The sequence below is a fragment of the Vreelandella neptunia genome (genome assembly GCF_034479615.1).
GTDB classification, from domain to species: Bacteria; Pseudomonadota; Gammaproteobacteria; order Pseudomonadales; family Halomonadaceae; genus Vreelandella; species Vreelandella neptunia.
In genome coordinates this window covers 1,425,448-1,441,897 of sequence record NZ_CP140255.1, presented here as the reverse complement: position 1 = coordinate 1,441,897, position 16,450 = coordinate 1,425,448, and the positions used below count along the sequence as shown (strand labels likewise).

The 16,450-nt window shown below is 56.1% G+C and carries 14 protein-coding genes; 4 read left to right on the top strand and 10 right to left on the bottom strand.

All coding sequences use genetic code 11. The features are described 5' to 3' along the window. Nucleotides 1–175: 175 nt before the first annotated feature. The 6 genes from SR894_RS06540 to SR894_RS06515 all read right to left on the bottom strand — a co-directional run bounded on the left by SR894_RS06540 (nucleotide 176) and on the right by SR894_RS06515 (nucleotide 5,368). Nucleotides 176–979, bottom strand: coding sequence for a ProQ/FINO family protein (locus SR894_RS06540; RefSeq protein WP_223288199.1), 804 nt, complete (start codon nucleotides 977–979; stop codon nucleotides 176–178). Nucleotides 980–999: 20 nt separating this feature from the next. Then, a complete protein-coding gene (locus SR894_RS06535) occupies nucleotides 1,000–1,557 on the bottom strand; it encodes a dihydrofolate reductase (RefSeq protein ID WP_223288200.1) in 558 nt (185 codons plus the stop codon). After that, complete coding sequence (locus SR894_RS06530) at nucleotides 1,554–2,372, bottom strand: thymidylate synthase (RefSeq protein ID WP_133730317.1); 819 nt, start codon at nucleotides 2,370–2,372, stop codon at nucleotides 1,554–1,556. The genes SR894_RS06535 and SR894_RS06530 overlap by 4 nt, the downstream gene beginning before the upstream one ends. Before the next feature lie 113 nt (nucleotides 2,373–2,485). Beyond that, on the bottom strand, nucleotides 2,486–3,280 hold the full coding sequence (lgt, locus tag SR894_RS06525; protein ID WP_223288201.1) for a prolipoprotein diacylglyceryl transferase: 795 nt from the start codon (nucleotides 3,278–3,280) through the stop codon (nucleotides 2,486–2,488). A 67-nt stretch (nucleotides 3,281–3,347) separates the two neighbouring features. Continuing rightward, nucleotides 3,348–4,145 (bottom strand): sulfite exporter TauE/SafE family protein, encoded by a 798-nt coding sequence (locus SR894_RS06520; RefSeq protein ID WP_223288202.1) that lies wholly within the window; start codon nucleotides 4,143–4,145, stop codon nucleotides 3,348–3,350. Further along, nucleotides 4,142–5,368: a response regulator gene (locus SR894_RS06515; RefSeq protein WP_223288203.1), complete on the bottom strand. Its 1,227-nt coding sequence runs from the start codon at nucleotides 5,366–5,368 to the stop codon at nucleotides 4,142–4,144. Before SR894_RS06515 ends, SR894_RS06520 begins: the two co-directional genes overlap by 4 nt. A 202-nt stretch (nucleotides 5,369–5,570) precedes the next feature. Between SR894_RS06515 and SR894_RS06510 the strand changes: the two genes are divergently transcribed. Then, nucleotides 5,571–6,371, top strand: coding sequence for an NRDE family protein (locus SR894_RS06510; protein WP_223288204.1), 801 nt, complete (start codon nucleotides 5,571–5,573; stop codon nucleotides 6,369–6,371). A 14-nt stretch (nucleotides 6,372–6,385) separates the two neighbouring features. On the opposite strand, the gene ptsP is transcribed toward SR894_RS06510, so the two are convergent. Both ptsP and rppH read right to left on the bottom strand, forming a co-directional pair. Continuing rightward, nucleotides 6,386–8,647 (bottom strand): phosphoenolpyruvate--protein phosphotransferase, encoded by a 2,262-nt coding sequence (gene ptsP, locus SR894_RS06505; RefSeq protein WP_223288260.1) that lies wholly within the window; start codon nucleotides 8,645–8,647, stop codon nucleotides 6,386–6,388. An 88-nt stretch (nucleotides 8,648–8,735) separates the two neighbouring features. After that, entirely contained in the window at nucleotides 8,736–9,227 is a 492-nt protein-coding gene (rppH, locus tag SR894_RS06500) for an RNA pyrophosphohydrolase (RefSeq protein WP_088701249.1), read from the bottom strand. A gap of 213 nt (nucleotides 9,228–9,440) precedes the next feature. Between rppH and SR894_RS06495 the strand changes: the two genes are divergently transcribed. Next, nucleotides 9,441–10,097 carry a histidinol-phosphatase gene (locus tag SR894_RS06495; RefSeq protein ID WP_133730312.1) on the top strand — a complete coding sequence of 219 codons (657 nt, stop codon included), beginning with the start codon at nucleotides 9,441–9,443 and terminating at the stop codon, nucleotides 10,095–10,097. 104 nt (nucleotides 10,098–10,201) lie between these two features. Here SR894_RS06495 and SR894_RS06490 read toward each other — a convergent pair whose 3' ends face one another. Further along, complete coding sequence (locus SR894_RS06490; protein ID WP_133730311.1) at nucleotides 10,202–11,176, bottom strand: malate dehydrogenase; 975 nt, start codon at nucleotides 11,174–11,176, stop codon at nucleotides 10,202–10,204. A gap of 242 nt (nucleotides 11,177–11,418) precedes the next feature. Between SR894_RS06490 and SR894_RS06485 the strand changes: the two genes are divergently transcribed. Together SR894_RS06485 and SR894_RS06480 are read left to right on the top strand one after the other, a co-directional pair. Further along, nucleotides 11,419–12,537, top strand: coding sequence for an efflux RND transporter periplasmic adaptor subunit (locus SR894_RS06485; protein WP_223288205.1), 1,119 nt, complete (start codon nucleotides 11,419–11,421; stop codon nucleotides 12,535–12,537). Next, nucleotides 12,521–15,589: an efflux RND transporter permease subunit gene (locus tag SR894_RS06480; protein ID WP_223288206.1), complete on the top strand. Its 3,069-nt coding sequence runs from the start codon at nucleotides 12,521–12,523 to the stop codon at nucleotides 15,587–15,589. The genes SR894_RS06485 and SR894_RS06480 overlap by 17 nt, the downstream gene beginning before the upstream one ends. A 108-nt stretch (nucleotides 15,590–15,697) precedes the next feature. Here SR894_RS06480 and rsd read toward each other — a convergent pair whose 3' ends face one another. After that, a complete protein-coding gene (gene rsd / locus SR894_RS06475) occupies nucleotides 15,698–16,186 on the bottom strand; it encodes a sigma D regulator (RefSeq protein ID WP_133730308.1) in 489 nt (162 codons plus the stop codon). Nucleotides 16,187–16,450 lie beyond the last annotated feature (264 nt).

Sequence of the window (16,450 nt, the reverse complement as noted above, 5' to 3'; positions counted from 1 at the left end):
TTGCCATCCGCCGGTTTTTCCCGGTGGTATGCGGCATGTCCTCAACTAAGCCTTGTTATAGTCCAATGCTCGCAGGACAAACTCTATACCGGGACTCCAGGGAACGCAATAGAAAAAAACAGTGTTTTCTTACTATTTGTGCTTTTTTATGGAACCCCTGCCTGCAGACCTGGTCTCAGCGGCCTTTGAACTTCTGCTGTAAGCCTAACAATTTATCTTCCATGCTAAGCTGCTTACGCGGCTCATCTTTTTCCACTTCAGGCGGTTTAGAAGCTTCTATACGAGGTTTGTTATCGGCAGGCGAGGGCTTAGGTTGCGCTCTTTTTGGCTGCCCAGCCGCTTCCTTATCAGCGCGCTTTTGTTTCTTATCACCGCGTTTTTCCGCCGCATGGAGCGCCGCTTCTTTATCGACCTTGCCAGCGGGCTGGCCATCCAAATCGACCCGCTCTACGCCCTCTCGCACTGCTTTTATGTAGCGGGGAAGGTTTACGTAGTTGGCTAAGGCGCGACGAATCAGCTTATTGGGCCACTCTTCCCGCTCGGCAAGCTCTTGGTGAATACCCACTTTTAGCGGTTTGGTGTGGCCCTTAAAAAATGCGTTGGGGTACCGTTCGTACCACTGATTAAGCAAAGCGTGCGGTGAAGGCGTCTTGGCCGTTTCAGCGGTAGTGGATGATTCGGCTTTTTCTTCTAAAGCTGTTTCAACAGGGACAGTTTCGACGGGAGCATTTTCATTATGTGCTTGCTCTTCAGGAACCTCTTCGTCGAGGATTGCTGTATGGAGAACTGCTTCGCTATGGGTTTCAGTTTCTACTGCCGTCGTAGATTCCGGGCTTGGCACGCTTTGCGCATGGGCATCTTTCTGCGCCAATTGCTGCTTTAGCCGCTGGTTTTCTTCACGCAGGGCTTGTAGCTCAGCTTGTGTGCGTTCAAGACGCGTTTCTAAATCGTCTAACATATTTATTAAGCTGGCGGCCATAGCCTTCTCCTCTGCCCTTTTCAGTCGGCGATGCGCTCGTAAACGACGAAATCATAGTTTGGCTGCCCTTCTGCTGGCTGCCCCGCTACGCGCTGTACTTCTTGCCACTCATTGGGGTCGAAGTCAGGAAACGTTGCGTCGCCTTCTACGTTTATATCCACTTCCGTTATGTACAGCCGCTGGGCAAAGGGCAACGCCTGACGGTAAATTTCCCCGCCTCCCATAACCATGATCTCTTCTGCCGCTTCTATAGTGGCGTGCTGGTCGGCTAGCTCTAGCGCTGCGGGCAGGTCATGACACACGCGTACACCTTCGTGGGAAAACTCAGCATTGCGGGTGACAACCACATTAAGCCGGTTCGGCAGCGGCTTGCCAATGGAAGCGTAGGTTTTACGTCCCATCACCAGCGGTTTTGCCTGAGTAATGCGTTTGAAAAACTTTAAATCTTCGGGCAGGTACCAGGGTAACTTGCCATCTACGCCGATCACTCGATTTTTAGCCATGGCAACGATCATTGCCACCGGCACCAGGGAATCGAAAGCGCCGTTTTGGTTGCTCGTATCGTTTTGTTGGCTCATACCGCTACCTCGGCTTTTATGTGCGGGTGCGCCTCGTAAGCATCAATGTGAATATCTTCAAAACGGAATGCGAACAGGTCGTCTACTTCAGGGTTAAGCACCAACTTAGGCGCTGCATTAGGCGTGCGCGTTAACTGCTCTTTGGCTTGTTCAAGGTGGTTACTGTACAGGTGCGCGTCGCCCAGGGTGTGGATAAATTCACCCGGTTGCAGACCGGTCACTTGGGCGACCATGGCCAGCAGTAAGGCGTAGCTTGCAATATTGAACGGCACACCGAGGAAAATATCGGCGCTGCGTTGGTAAAGCTGGCACGACAGTTTTCCATTGGCGACATAAAACTGAAACAGGCAGTGGCAAGGCGGGAGCTGCATTTCATCGACCTGAGCCGGGTTCCAGGCAGAGACAATTAGGCGGCGCGACTGTGGTGTAGTGCGAATTTGACCGAGCACCTTGGCAATTTGGTCAACGCTGCCGCCTTTGGGGTCGGGCCAGCTGCGCCATTGGTAGCCGTAAACGGGACCTAGATCGCCGTTTTCATCCGCCCACTCGTCCCAGATCCGCACCCCGTTCTCTTTTAGGTAGGCAATGTTGGTGTCGCCTTTCAGGAACCATAGAAGTTCGTGAATAATAGAGCGCAGGTGGAGCTTTTTGGTCGTTAGTAGCGGAAAGCCGCGCGATAAATCGAAGCGCATTTGGTGACCAAACACGGAGCGAGTGCCGACACCTGTACGGTCGTGGCGGTCAACACCATGCTCCAGAACGGTTTGCATCAAGTCTAAATAGGGTTGTTCAAGCGCGGGCGTTGTAGCAGTCACTGAATTTCCAAATTAACAGGCGATGTAGCGGTTTATTCTAGGCCCCCATAGCTGCCCGGTCTAGCGGTGCCGGCTTGTTAGCGCTATTAGACCACTTCCGGCACCACGGTACTTTAGCTTGCGTCCTTTATGTTGACTGGCTGAGAGCGCGACCAGGCGATGATGACGAGGCCAAGCGCGATCATGGGGAGCGAGAGCAGCATGCCCATAGTAACCCAGCCGAAGGCGATAAAGCCGATGTGGGCGTCGGGCAGGCGGACAAACTCGACCAGAAAGCGGAACACGCCGTAGCAGACTAAAAACAGCCCGGATAAAAAGCCTCGAGCAGTCGGTTTGGCAGAGACCCACCACAGAATGGCGAACAGCACGAGACCTTCTAGCAAAGCCTCATAGAGCGCTGATGGGTGGCGTGGTTCAGGCCCCATGCCAGGGAACGGCATGCCCCAGGGCAGTGATGTCACGCGGCCCGGCAGCTCATGGTTAATAAAGTTACCGATACGCCCGGCGCCCAAACCGATTGGCACCAGAGGAGCGATAAAATCGGTGAGCGTTAAGAATGCCAGCTGTTTACGCCGGGCGAATATCCAGGCGGCGAGCAATACGCCGAGGAGGCCGCCGTGAAAACTCATACCACCATCCCATACGCGGAAAATCCACAGCGGGTCGGCTGTCCACTGCCCTAGTCCGTAGAACAGCGCGTACCCTAAGCGCCCACCAGCAACGACACCGATCGCACAGTAGAAAAGCAAATCACCGATATCGTCATTATTGAGACCGATACGTGATGCGCGCCGACAGCCGAGCCACCAGGCGGCGACAAAACCCACTACGTACATCAGGCCATACCAATGGACTTGCAGCGGCCCCAAAGAGATAGCCACTGGGTCAATCGTCGGGTAATTAATCATTTACACTCTCTAATCTGACCAAAGGAAGTATTTATAGCACTCACTCAACAAGCCAAACATTCACCGGCTAGGAGAGCAGGAAGCGAACCCCTACCACTGCCAACAGTAACGCGAAGGAGAGTCGTAGCGCATGGGCAGGCAAAACGTGGGCAAGTTTAACGCCTAAGCGGGCAAATGGAACGCTGGTGACAACAATACTGAAGAACGCTGGCCACATAACAAAGCCAGTCGCCCAAGCAGGCAGCAGCGGATTACCCCACCCCACCACGATAAATGCCAGCGCTCCCACTAGCGCAATAGGCAGCCCGACCGCCGCTGCCGTACCTACCGCCTGGGTCATGCTGGCACCGCAACGTGACAATAGCGGCACGGTCATCGCGCCACCGCCAATCCCAAACAGCGCTGACACTGTGCCAATCGCCCCACCTGCCAGCGCCATTACCCAGTTGCTTGGCGCGGCACTGCCGGGTTTGGGCGTCAACCCAAACACCATCTTGGTGGAAATGAGTAGAACGAAGATGCCAAACATAGTTCCCAGCGAGGAGCCTGAGAGATTATCTGCAACAAACGCCCCAGCGACGGAACCCAACACTAAGCCTGGTAGCAAGGCTTTAAGCCATGCACGGTGAATGCTGCCGCGACGAAAATGCCCGAGTGTAGAAGATGAGCCGGTGACCAGGATAGTAGCGAGGGAGGTGCCAATGGCTAGATGCATGATAATTTCTGGGGCGATGTTTTGCAGCTCAAAGGCAAACACCAGCACGGGAACAATGATAATGCCACCGCCCACGCCAAACACGCCGGCCATTGTTCCTGCGACTGCCCCTAGACCTAGGTAAATCGCTAACGTCATGGCGATGGTCATTCAGGCGGCGTTGCGTTAACAGAGCCTGGAAACCAGCGAGCAATCATATTAAGCAGCGTTTCGGGCTGATACGGCTTGGCGAGCAGGTCATCCATACCCGCGGCTAGACAGGCATCGCGCCCGGCATTGTCGACGTTTGCCGTTAGTGCGACCAGCACACTTTGACTGCCGCCACGTTCACGTTCGAACTCCCGCCAACGCCGAGTGGTTTCAAGACCGTCCAGGGTGGGCATAAAGATATCCATGAATACCAGGTCAAAATTGGTACTTTTTTGGCGCTCCAGCGCCTGCTCTCCGCTGCTAACCCCTTCCACCTTTAAGCCTTGGGTTTCCAGCATTTGCCGGGCGAGCATCAAATTCACTGGACCATCGTCGACGACTAATACACGCAAACTGCGCTGCTGAGCGGTAGGTTCGCCGCCAACTCCCGACTCATTGCCTACGGCTCCTTGTCCAGGGTTATGCCCATAAGAGCCTTGATCAGAACCCTGCTGGATAAGATTGGTCAATAGCGCTCGTATATCCGCCACGTGTTCGTGTACTTCCATGACGTTTTGCCGACATTTATCGGTAATTACTTTATTAGCCATGGAATTTAAATGATCTAACAAGTTGTCTGTTTCATGTTGCAGTAGTGACAAATAGCCTGATTTTAAACGCGACTCTTCCCGCGCTCTTTCCCGGCCAGCCATCAAATGTTTAAGTTGCCGTTGCTGGTGCTGGAGGTCGTCCAACAGCGTTTGTTCATGTTCCTGCCAGGTTTGCTTGGTGGCGGTGCTGGCCACTTGCGAGCAATTCATGCAGCGTTCAAGACTGGCTAGCACTTCATTAACGCTAGCCAACCGCTGAAGGGGTAAATGAGATTCGTCAGCGGCATCTGGCGGTGAACATTTATGCTCAGGTAGCGCACGCGCTGCGGTGGTGCAGAGTGCCTGACTATGCCGTTCAAGCTCGGTGAGTTCATGCATAAAACGAGCATCTTTATGCCGAGCACGTGTTTTAACCAGCATAAGGAAGGCGCAGACATTTAAACTACTGCCGATCAGCAGGGCTGCCATCAGCCATAGCATCGTGCTCCACGAAGCATTGCTTGGCGACATCCACCACATCATGGCGCCAACCACTATGCAAAGCACAACTAATGCGGCTTGCACAAGCAGCAGAGGCCACAGAGATGGCCAAACGATGGCGTTCCAAAAGTGTTCCCTTTCATTGGATTGCATGATCTCGCCTTCCTATTGGCCATATGGCCGCTGATAACGTGACCGCTGATTAAGCTTTAAGCTGCCTGTCGATACTCACGCCATTCAGTGTAGTTATTTATGCTACAAACATGATACTGATGTAAGTGTACGTCTACGCTTCGTTACTGTCATGCGGCGGCTGCGTGAAACCTTTTCCACCCTTTTCACCTATGAGTTTGTTATGTGCTTGATATCGTTTGCTTGGCAACCCGGCACTTCCACCCCATTGCGGCTGATAGGTAACCGTGATGAGTTTTATGCGCGCCCCACCGCGCCGCTGGCTGAGTGGCAAGATAACCCCATGCTGGTCGGTGGGCGTGACTTAGAAGCCGGCGGCTCGTGGTTGGCGGCTAAACGCAGCGGCGTCGTGGCAGCCTTGACCAACGTACGCGATCTGCAATTAAACGTGCCCCCCAGCGCCCCAAGCCGGGGGGAACTGGTCGCTAATGCCTTGCAGTGTGACGATATCGAAGGGTGGTTATCTGCACTCAACGAGGGCGAGGCACTGCGCTACGCGGGATTTAATTTATTAGTCGCGACGCCACAGCGGCTTTGGCACCTGCACCGAGGCAGAGATCGCCTGACTCTCAGCGAGGTAGCTCCCGGCATTCATGGTCTATCCAACGCTGACCTCAATTCACCCTGGCCAAAGCTTTTGCATGTTCGCAATGCGCTTGAGCAGGATTTATTGCCAGCAGGCGCATCAAAGACTTGGCCAGGCGCCGTTCAGCGCGCGATGAAAAACCCGCAAGAAGCCGCTGACCAGGAGTTACCAAATACCGGCGTAGGGCTTGAACTGGAGCGCCAGCTCTCGGCGGCGTTTATTGTCGGCGAACGCTACGGCACTCGTGCCACCTCGTGGCTAACCTTGGATAGCCACGGGCACATCGAGATTACCGAGCAGCGCTTTGGGCCGCTGGGGCACTTTGAGGGTGAAACCACCCTGTCGCTGCCCAATAGTTCCCTAAAATCAACCTCCTAGGGCTTGCTAAAAAATTAGTCGCGGGGCGGCATAAGGTGCGTTAGCTGCCACTCATCCATACGCCCCTCTAGATGGGTATGCACCTGGGCAGGAGTGTCTAGCGCCATCACTTCTTTGAGCAGTTGCTCGGCATCGCTAAACGGCACCCGTCGAATGGCCGCACGCACTTTAGGCAAACTTGGCGCATTCATAGAAAGACTGGAAAAGCCCATGGCCATGAGCAGCAAGGCCCCAGCGGGGTCACCGGCCAACTCGCCGCATAGCGAAATTGGCTTATTGAGGCGCTTGGCATCAGTAGCCAGCTCCAGCAGAGCACCGAGCAGCGCCGGGTGCAGCGCATCGTAAAGGCTCGATACGCGCGGGTTATTGCGATCCACTGCCAGTAAGTACTGGGTTAGATCGTTGCTGCCCACGGAGAAGAAGTCGACTCGCTTGGCCAGTGCGTCCATTTGATAAATAGTGGCAGGCACTTCAATCATCACGCCCACCTGGGGCCTGACAACCGTAATCCCTTCTTCGCCCAGCTCTAGAATGGCGCGATCCAGCAGGCGCAACGCTTCATCGACCTCTTCGACGTTGGTGATCATTGGGAAGAGAACGTAGAGATTATCCAGATCAATGGAGGCTTTGAGCATGGCGCGCAACTGCACCATTAGTACTTCAGGGTGATCCAGCGTCACCCGCATACCTCGCCAGCCAAGGAACGGGTTGGCCTCCTCAATGGGGAAATAGGGCAGATCTTTGTCGCCACCGATATCCAGGGTACGCATCACTACCGGCAGCGGCGCGAAGCCTTCGAGCTGGTCACGATAGAGTTTGGTCTGCTCTTTTTCACCGGGGAAGCGTTCGGTAATCATAAACGGCACTTCGGTTCGGTAGAGGCCCACTCCACCGATACGACTTTTAAGCAGCGCGGTGGCATCTACCGCTAAGCCGGTATTGACCATAAGCGGCATGGTGTGGCCGTCGGGCGTGGCGCTGGGCAGATCCTGCTCGTGTTCTAGCAGTTCGCTCAGCGCCTCTTCTTCGGCGATCAGACTTTCATAACGGGCAGTAAGTTCAGGCGCTGGGCGCACAAACAGGCGGCCGCGGTGGCCGTCCAGCACCACCGGCGCACCGCCTAGGCGTGGTAACGGTAAATCCACCATACCCAACACCGTAGGAATGCCCATGGCTCGGGCTACAATCGCCACGTGAGACGTACTGGAGCCGCGCACCGAGACTAGCCCTTTAAGCTTCTCGCGGGGAACTTCGCCCAGCATGGCAACGCTAATTTCGTCGCCGACCAAGATCGCGTTATCGGGGTAGGTTTCTGGCGTGGACGGGGTATCTTCCTGCAGGTGCGCGAGTACCCGGCGGCCCAGATCGCGAATATCTGCCGCCCGTTCGCGCAGGTAGTTATCGTCGACCCGCTCCAGGTACTGGACGTGGCGACGCACTACGTCGGCCAAGGCACCTGGCGCCCACTGCCCCTCACGAATACGCTTTTCTACTTCATCAGCCAGCGCCGCTTCGCCGAGCATCTGTTGATAAACATCAAATAGCGCCAGCTCTTGCGCAGAGATACGGCTTGCCAAGCGCTCGGCCGCCGCACGAATTTCGCTGCGGGTTTTACCGATAGCCTCCTTTAAGCGCGCTACTTCATAGTCCTGATCACTTGGAATGAGGTCGGGCACGCTATTCAGGTCGGAGGGAGGCGTAATCACCACCGCTTCCCCCATGGCCATGCCGGGTGAGGCAGCCACGCCTTTGAACATTGCCTGCCCACCGGCAAGCGCCGGGCGTAGCAGGTTGCCCGTGGCTAAAGCATGCGCCAACACCCCCGCCAACTGCGCCGCCATGGTGACCAGGAAGGCTTCGTCCTCATCATCATAGCGGCGCTTTTCGGCTTGCTGAACAACCAATACGCCCAGCATGTGTCGCTGGTGAATAATCGGCACACCCAGAAAACTGGAGTAGCGCTCTTCTCCGGTCGCTTCAAAATAGCGGAACTGTGGGTGGGTCTGGGCGTCCTCGAGGTTAAGCGGCTCGCTGCGCTTGGCCACCAGGCCCACCAGGCCTTCGCCTAACGGCAGTACTACGCGCCCTACTGCCTGGGTACGCAGACCAATGGTCTCCATCAATACCAGCGACTCAAGTTCCTTGTCGTAGAGGTAGAAGGAACACACATCGGTCTGCATCGCTTTACGAATTCGGCGTACCATCGTGGACAGCGCGGCGTCGAGGTTGCGCGCGCCATTCACTTCCTGAATCACCCGGCGCAGCACCTCAAGCATGGACGTTTTACTTTTCACTATTATTTGCCTCGCTGAGGAATTTCCTGGCAAACTGCTGCCGCCCTATTTTTGGCAGCGGCACGTCGCCCTAATCTTCATCCTGTGCCAGGCGTTGAACGCGGGGAGACAACTCTCGTAGCGCGCGCCGATATACCTCTCGCTTAAAGGGCACGACCTGCCCTAGCGGGTACCAGTAGCTTACCCACCGCCACCCATCAAACTCGGGCGTTGGGGTTGCCGTCATACAGATCTGGCTTTCCTGGCAACGGATTTTAAGTAAAAACCACTTCTGCTTCTGGCCTATACAGACCGGACGCGAATGTGTGCGAATCATACGTCGTGGCAGACGGTAACGTAGCCAGCCCCGGGTGCAGGCAACAATATCAACATCGTCGGCGGTTAGGCCGATCTCTTCGTAAAGCTCACGAAAAAGTGCTTGTTGTGGCGTCTCGCTTGCATTGATGCCCCCCTGGGGAAATTGCCACGCATTTTGTCCTACCCGACGCGCCCAAAGCAGCTGCCCCTGGCTATTGGCAATGATGATGCCAACATTGGGGCGAAAGCCGTCAGCGTCGATCACGGACATCACCTTATAAATTTTCAGTTATCCCCATTTTTCCACAAGGGTGACAAGCGTATCAATACAATATAACGCTAAGTCATGAATGGTTGCGGAGAGTCGGTGGGAATGGCGGTGCGACTCTGCGATAATCCGCGTCCGCTATTTGCCTTACTAGCGTCTGTTACACCAACACTAATCGCTTATTACCACTGACTAAAAAAGGGGAGCGCCGTGAGTCTGGCCATTTTCGATTTGGATAATACGCTGCTATCCATCGACAGCGATCATGCCTGGGGCGAGTTTTTACTCGAACAAGGGGCAGTCGACCCGGTCGCTTACCGGGAAGCCAACGAGCGCTTCATGGCCGATTACAATGCGGGCACCCTGGACATGGCCGCCTTTTTGGAAATGGCGCTTAAGCCCCTGGCCGATAATTCCCCGGAACAGCTTTCGGCGTGGCACCAGCAGTTTATGGTCAGCAAGATCGAACCCAGTATTCTACCTAAAGCCGAAGAGCTGCTGGCGCGCCACCGCACCAAAGGCGACACGCTGCTGATCATTACCGCCACTAACCGCTTTATTACCGCGCCTATTGCCGAGCGGCTGGGCGTCGATCACTTAATCGCGGTGAACCCGGAAGTCAAAGAGGGCCGCTACACGGGCCGCGTTTCGGGCATTCCCAGCTACCGCGAAGGCAAAGTCACCCGCTTGGAAAAGTGGCTGGAAGGTCAAGACCTGACCATGGAAGGCGCGTGGTTTTACAGCGACTCGCACAATGATTTACCGCTATTAGAAATAGTCGAGCACCCCGTCGCCGTAGACCCCGACGACACCCTGCGCGAGATCGCCAAAGAACGCCAATGGCGGATCATGAGTTTGCGGGATTGAGGCTTGTGAATGTTGATGAGTAAACGGTAATAAAAAACCCCGCAAGCCAGGCTTGCGGGGTTTTGCGTTTACTAACGCTAGTGTAAAAGCGTCAGCGGGCGCGTTTAGCCGAGCAGGTGCTCGACGGCTGCACGCTCTTCCCGCAGTTCTTTCTCGGTGGCTTTCATCTTCTCTTGGCTGAATTCGTCAATTTCGAAGCCTTGAACGATTTCATACTTGCCACCCTGGCAACGCACTGGGTAGGAGTAGATGATGCCTTCTTCGATGCCGTAGCTGCCGTCAGAAGGAATCGCCATGCTGACGATGCCCTTGGAACCCAGCGCCCAGTCGTGCATATGGTCGATGGCGGAAGAGGCAGCAGAGGCAGCAGAGGAAGCGCCACGTGCTTTAATAATAGCCGCACCACGCTGCTGCACGGTGGGGATAAAGTCGTTTTCGTACCAGTCGCGCTCAACCAGATCAAACGCCGCTTTGCCGTCGACTTTACACTGGGCCAGATCCGGGTACTGGGTGGCACTGTGGTTGCCCCAGATGATCATGTTTTCAACGTCAGTGACATGCTTACCGGTTTTCTGTGCCAGCTGGGTCAGGGCACGGTTGTGATCCAGGCGTGTCATGGCGGTGAACTGGCCTGCATCCAGATCCGGCGCGTTGCAGGAAGCAATCAGCGCGTTGGTGTTGGCCGGGTTACCGACGACCAGCACTTTCACATCACGGCTAGCGTGATCGTTCAATGCTTTACCTTGCACGGAGAAGATCGCTGCGTTGGCTTCCAGCAGGTCTTTACGCTCCATGCCCGGGCCGCGCGGACGTGCGCCAACCAGCAGAGCGAAATCAGCGTCTTTGAAGGCTACGTTCGGATCGTCAGTAGCAACGATCTCTTGCACCAGCGGGAAGGCACAGTCGTTAACTTCCATTACCACGCCGTTCAGGGCGTCCATTGCCTGGGGAATTTCCAGAAGCTGGAGAATGACAGGCTGATCCGGCCCCAACATGTCGCCAGCGGCGATGCGGAAAATAAGAGAGTAGCTGATCTGACCGGCGCCGCCGGTAATCGCAATACGTACTGGATCTTTCATCATTGCTCCTTGATTGGTTCGCCTAGGGATGGTTCTCGCCTGAGGAGTGGCTTAACAGAACTCAAGACGCAAAGATGGTATGCCCAGCCGGGCAAAAACTCAATCAGACATGCGACTACTACCAATTTGTAATACTAGCCCTTCGCTCAGCGGCTTGCTGCTCGCTGAAAAGGACGAGTTGCGCTATGGTATCTTCGGTTTTATGCCCTCCTTTCTTGTGTTGCTAAGGACATGGATGCTCCATGCGAAAAATTCCGTTCTCTTATGCCTTGGCTAGCTTACTGGTGCTGGCGCTAGTGATATGGCTCGCTTTTGGTAATTTTCAGCGCTTTCAAACCACGCCCCCAGACTCTCCAGCCCGCAGCGAAGCAGGCTCGCGGGTCGAAATAGTCGTACAGCAGAGTACCCCGTTTATTCCTCAACAAATTATCCAGGGCCAACTGACGGCAGAGCGCGAAACTACCCTACGCGCCAACGTCACGGGCTTTGTGACTGAGAAGCCGGTCGCGCAAGGTAGCCGCGTTGCGGCGGGCGATACTCTACTGGTGCTTGATAATGACGCCCTGCCCGAGCAGCTACAGCAGGCTCGGGATGAACTAGCGGTGGCCGAGGCGGAGTATGCCGGAGCACGCAACCTACGCCAGCGGGAGCTGATTTCCCAGCCAGAGTTACTGCGCTTACAGAGCGCACTAAGCGCCAGCGCTGCCTCGGTGGCACAGCTGCAGAAGCAGCTGGACGACAGCCGCCCCACGGCCCCTTTTGATGGCGTGCTGAACCGTGTCCAGGTGGAGCTAGGCGACTTGCTGCAGCCCGGTGAAGAGTGGGGCCAGTTGGTCGATGACCGCCGCTTGAAGGGAGCCGCCTGGGTTTCTCAGCAGCAGGTGGGCGGTTTAAGCGAAGGTTTACCGGTGACCGCACGGCTACTCAATGGCGACCACCTCGAAGGTGAGCTGACCTTTATTAGCCACCGCGCAGAAGAAGCCACGCGTAGCTTTTATATCGAAGCCACCCTGGACAACCCGGCGGGTAAGCGCTTGGCAGGCGGCAGCGCAGAGTTGACGATTACCTTGCCGCCCCGCCAGGTGCACACCCTTTCGCCTGCACTGCTGAGTTTGGACAGCGAAGGACAGCTGGCGGTAAAGCACTTGGATGAGAACGACAAAGTACAGCTGACCACCGTGGAACTGGTAAGTGCCGATACGCAACGCGCCTACGTGACCGGCCTACCCGACCCACTACGCCTGATTACACTGGGCGCTGGCATGGTGGATACTGGTGAAACCGTGACCCCGGTACCTGTTGAAGAGGCGATTATTTCACAGCCAGCGGAACAGGATAGCGTTCATGCGCCAGTTGATTAACGCGGCGCTAGCCCATACCCGCACGACGCTACTGCTGTTGGTAAGCCTTCTGTTGGCGGGTATTACGGCCTGGCAGGTGATTCCCAAGGAAGCCAACCCCGACGTCACCATCCCGATGATTTATGTCTCGCTGTCACTGGAGGGAGTGAGCCCCGAAGATGGCGAGCGACTGTTGATCCGCCCCATGGAGCAGGAATTACGTGGCATTGAAGGGCTGCGCAAGTTCACCGCCCAGTCCAGCGAGGGGCATGGCTCGATCACGTTGGAGTTCGATCCTGGCTTCGACCCAGATACCGCGCTGACCGACGTGCGTGACCGGGTAGACATCGCGCGCAGCGAGCTACCTTCCGAGGCCGATGAGCCACGTGTCATGGAGGTCAACGTATCGGAGTTTCCGGTCTTGACCATAGGCCTTTCCGGGCAGCTGGATACCCGTGAGCGCATGACGATTGCCCGGCGCTTGCAGGAGGAGATCGAAGGCATTGCCGATGTGCTGGAAGTCGATATTGCCGGTGAACGGGAAGACTTGCTGGAGATCGTCGTCGATCCGCTGGTGCTGGAGAGCTACGGCGTTGATTTTGACACGCTGTTTAATCAGGTATCGCGCAATAACCGTCTGGTGGCAGCGGGCAGTTTGGATACCGGCGCGGGGCGTCTTGCGCTGAAAGTCCCCGGCATTATTGAGTCCCTTGACGATGTGATGAATATGCCGGTCAAGGTCGATGAGGATCGCGTGGTTACCTTTGGCGATGTGGCCTGGATCAACCCCACCTATAAAGAGCCGGAAGGCTTCGCCCGCATTGATGGCCAACCCGCGGTGGTGCTGGAAATTTCCAAACGCGCCGGGGCGAACATTATCGCCACCATTGGCGCAGTTCGTGACCGCTTAGCCGAAGCAGATGACGTGCTTCCCGAGCAGCTGCGCTTTACCACCATTCTGGATGAGTCGACCACCGTTGAGAATATGCTCTCCGAGCTGCTCAACAACGTGCTGACCGCCGTGGCGCTGGTATTGATTGTCGTGGTGGCAGTCATGGGCTGGCGCATGGCGCTGCTGGTCGGCCTCACCATTCCCGGCGCCTTCTTAACCGGCATTCTCCTCATCTGGGCGTTTAGCTTTACGCTCAATATCGTGGTGCTGTTTGGCCTGATCTTGGTGGCGGGCATGCTGGTGGATGGCGCTATCGTCGTCAGTGAGCTTGCCGATCGACATCTGCGCGATGGTCAAACGCCTCATCAGGCTTGGCTCAACGCTGCGTCAAGAATGAGCTGGCCGGTGATTGCTTCGACGGCCACTACGCTCGCCGTATTTATCCCCCTGCTGTTCTGGCCCGGCGTGGTCGGTCAGTTTATGAAGTACCTGCCCGCCACGGTAATTCTGTGCCTGCTGGCATCGCTGGCCATGGCACTGGTGTTTTTGCCTACTCTGGGGCGCCTTTTTACGCGTCCCACGGCGACGACAGGCGCTAATCATGAAGAGACCACAACATCATTTGGTCGCGGCTATCGCCACCTACTGGCCAGGCTGCTGATGCACCCTGCCTGGGTACTGCTGGTGACCATATTATTAATGGCGCTGCTGTATACCGGCTATGCCCGCTTTAACCACGGTATCGACTTCTTCCCAGCCGTTGAGCCCGACAGCGCCCAGGTACTGGTGCGAGCCCGAGGCGACTTCTCTGCCCTGGAGACCGACGCTATTGTGCAGCGGGTAGAAGCCAAACTCTCCGGCATGAGCGAAGTGCGAGCGCTATATGCCCGCTCTTTTGCGGTGCCTAACGAGCAGATGGGCAACGACGTGATTGGCATGCTGCAGTTCCAGTTTATCGACTGGCATGAGCGTCGCCCTGCCCAGGCCATTTTGGACGATATGGCCGAGCGCGCCGGGGATATTCCTGGCATTACGCTGGAATTCCAGGAGCAGGAGATGGGCCCCGGCGGCGGTAAGCCTATCGTGCTCGAAGTGAGCGCCACTAATCCCAACGTCGCCGATGCGGGCGTGAACCGGCTAACCCAACTGATGCGCGAGCTGGGTGGCTTTACCGATATTCAGGATAACCGCAGCCTGCCTGGCGTGGAGTGGCGGGTTAACGTGGATCGTGAAGCCGCGGCGCGCATGGGTACCGATGTAACGACCATCGGTAGCGCGGTTCAGCTACTCACCACCGGCCTACAGGTGGCAAGCTACCGGCCACCTGAAGTCAACGATGAAGTGGACATCCGCGTGCGCCTGCCGCAGAACTGGCGCTCGCTGGATCAGTTGGAGCGGTTGACGATCAATACTCAACGAGGCCAAGTGCCGATCTCACATTTTGTGACCCTGGAACCAGCACCTAAGGTCGGCACCCTGAACCGCATTGATGGCCGACGTGCCATTACGGTAGACGCCGACCTGGCCCCTGGATATCTCGCCGATGAGCGCCTGGGCGCCCTGATGGCGGCGGGAAGCGACAGTTTGCCCGACGGTTTGATGGTCAACGTGGCGGGCGAGCAGGAAGACCAGCAGGAATCTATGCAGTTCTTAGCCAGCGCCTTCTTGATTGCTATCGGCTTAATGGCGCTGATTCTGGTCACCCAGTTCAATAGCTTTTACCAGGCGGGGTTGGTGCTCTCAGCGATTGTGTTCTCCACCGCGGGTGTGCTCATGGGCCTACTGATTACCGGCCAGGCTTTTGGCATTGTCATGGTGGGGATGGGCGTGATTGCCCTGGCGGGCATCGTGGTCAATAACAACATTGTCTTGATCGATACCTACAACGAATTGCGCGGCCAGGGTATGACACCCAGCGAGGCAGCACTCGAAGCGGGCTGTTTACGCCTACGCCCGGTGCTATTAACGGCGATTACCACGGTGCTGGGGTTAATGCCGATGGTGCTGGGGATCAACGTAGACCTGTTCACCCCTGCCCTGGGCTTTAATGCGCCCTCCGCCCAGTGGTGGACGCAGATGTCGAGCGCCATAGCCGGCGGGCTCACCTTCGCCACCGCGCTAACGCTGTTGCTCACGCCGTGTATGTTGGTGATTGGTGGGAAGCTTCGTCGTAGGGGGTAAATGGTGTATAGATTTTTAGCCCACTTGCCACAACGGCCCAGCGGGGTAGGCGTAATAATGAAAGGGTCAAAAGCGCCGCATGGCGGCGCCTGTTTAATAGGGGCTTACTTAAGCGGGGGCTTTGGTGTGCTGCGGGCTATGGGCGGCGTGCAAGCGCGCGATTAACTGGTCTTCCAGCGCGAAGCGTTCAGTAAGGCCACGGGCTAAGCGGTCAATCCAGGCAGGTAGGCGTGCGATATTTTGCTCGCAGCTAAGCGTGGAGCCAAAATCGGTATCAAACTCCAGCACCATCTCGGTGGACATTTCTAGACGCTCAAGCAACTTCGACGCGATGACGAGTGCGCTCTCGTCGCCAAAGGCCCGTGCCTCTTCCGAGAGCTGGGGGTAAATCTCAAAGTGACCTGCGCTGATGTAATCCATTAGCTTTTCACTGAACGTATCGATAGGTGCTTTGCTGACTGCTTCCAGCTCAGCATCACACGCCTCTTTCAGTTCGATAAAGCTAATTAGTAGCTGACGACGCTGATCCAGCCATCGGTCGATCAGAGTATGCACGCCTCCCCAGCGCTCCAGGGCATTTTTGCAATCTTCGAGCATGGGGCTTTCTCCTTAAACTCACCTTTAACAACTATTAACTACTCAAAACAGCGATAGGGCTAGAGTCGCGCCTACACCTACCTCTGTCAATCCCAGCAAGTACGGTTTCCATGGTACTAAAAGTTCACTGCCCATAACGCTTTCTTCTATAGCTGATAACCAGCGCCCTCAAGCGGCTGCCACTGCCATATTCCTGCGTCTATTCATGCTCTCATCTTCCGGCCACCATTGCGAGCAGAGCCGCATGAGGGTTTTAAACGCTCA

Excerpts from the sequence above, each read along its gene's own strand:
- SR894_RS06490 (WP_133730311.1), bottom strand. The coding sequence starts at position 11,176 with ATGAAAGATCCAGTACGTATTGCGATTACCGGCGGCGCCGGTCAGATC.
- ptsP (WP_223288260.1), bottom strand. The coding sequence starts at position 8,647 with ATGCTTGAGGTGCTGCGCCGGGTGATTCAGGAAGTGAATGGCGCGCGC.
- lgt (WP_223288201.1), bottom strand. The coding sequence starts at position 3,280 with ATGATTAATTACCCGACGATTGACCCAGTGGCTATCTCTTTGGGGCCG.
- SR894_RS06510 (WP_223288204.1), top strand. The coding sequence starts at position 5,571 with ATGTGCTTGATATCGTTTGCTTGGCAACCCGGCACTTCCACCCCATTG.
- SR894_RS06535 (WP_223288200.1), bottom strand. The coding sequence starts at position 1,557 with ATGAGCCAACAAAACGATACGAGCAACCAAAACGGCGCTTTCGATTCC.
- SR894_RS06485 (WP_223288205.1), top strand. The coding sequence starts at position 11,419 with ATGCGAAAAATTCCGTTCTCTTATGCCTTGGCTAGCTTACTGGTGCTG.
- SR894_RS06515 (WP_223288203.1), bottom strand. The coding sequence starts at position 5,368 with ATGCAATCCAATGAAAGGGAACACTTTTGGAACGCCATCGTTTGGCCA.
- SR894_RS06520 (WP_223288202.1), bottom strand. The coding sequence starts at position 4,145 with ATGACCATCGCCATGACGTTAGCGATTTACCTAGGTCTAGGGGCAGTC.
- rsd (WP_133730308.1), bottom strand. The coding sequence starts at position 16,186 with ATGCTCGAAGATTGCAAAAATGCCCTGGAGCGCTGGGGAGGCGTGCAT.
- SR894_RS06540 (WP_223288199.1), bottom strand. The coding sequence starts at position 979 with ATGGCCGCCAGCTTAATAAATATGTTAGACGATTTAGAAACGCGTCTT.
- SR894_RS06480 (WP_223288206.1), top strand. The coding sequence starts at position 12,521 with ATGCGCCAGTTGATTAACGCGGCGCTAGCCCATACCCGCACGACGCTA.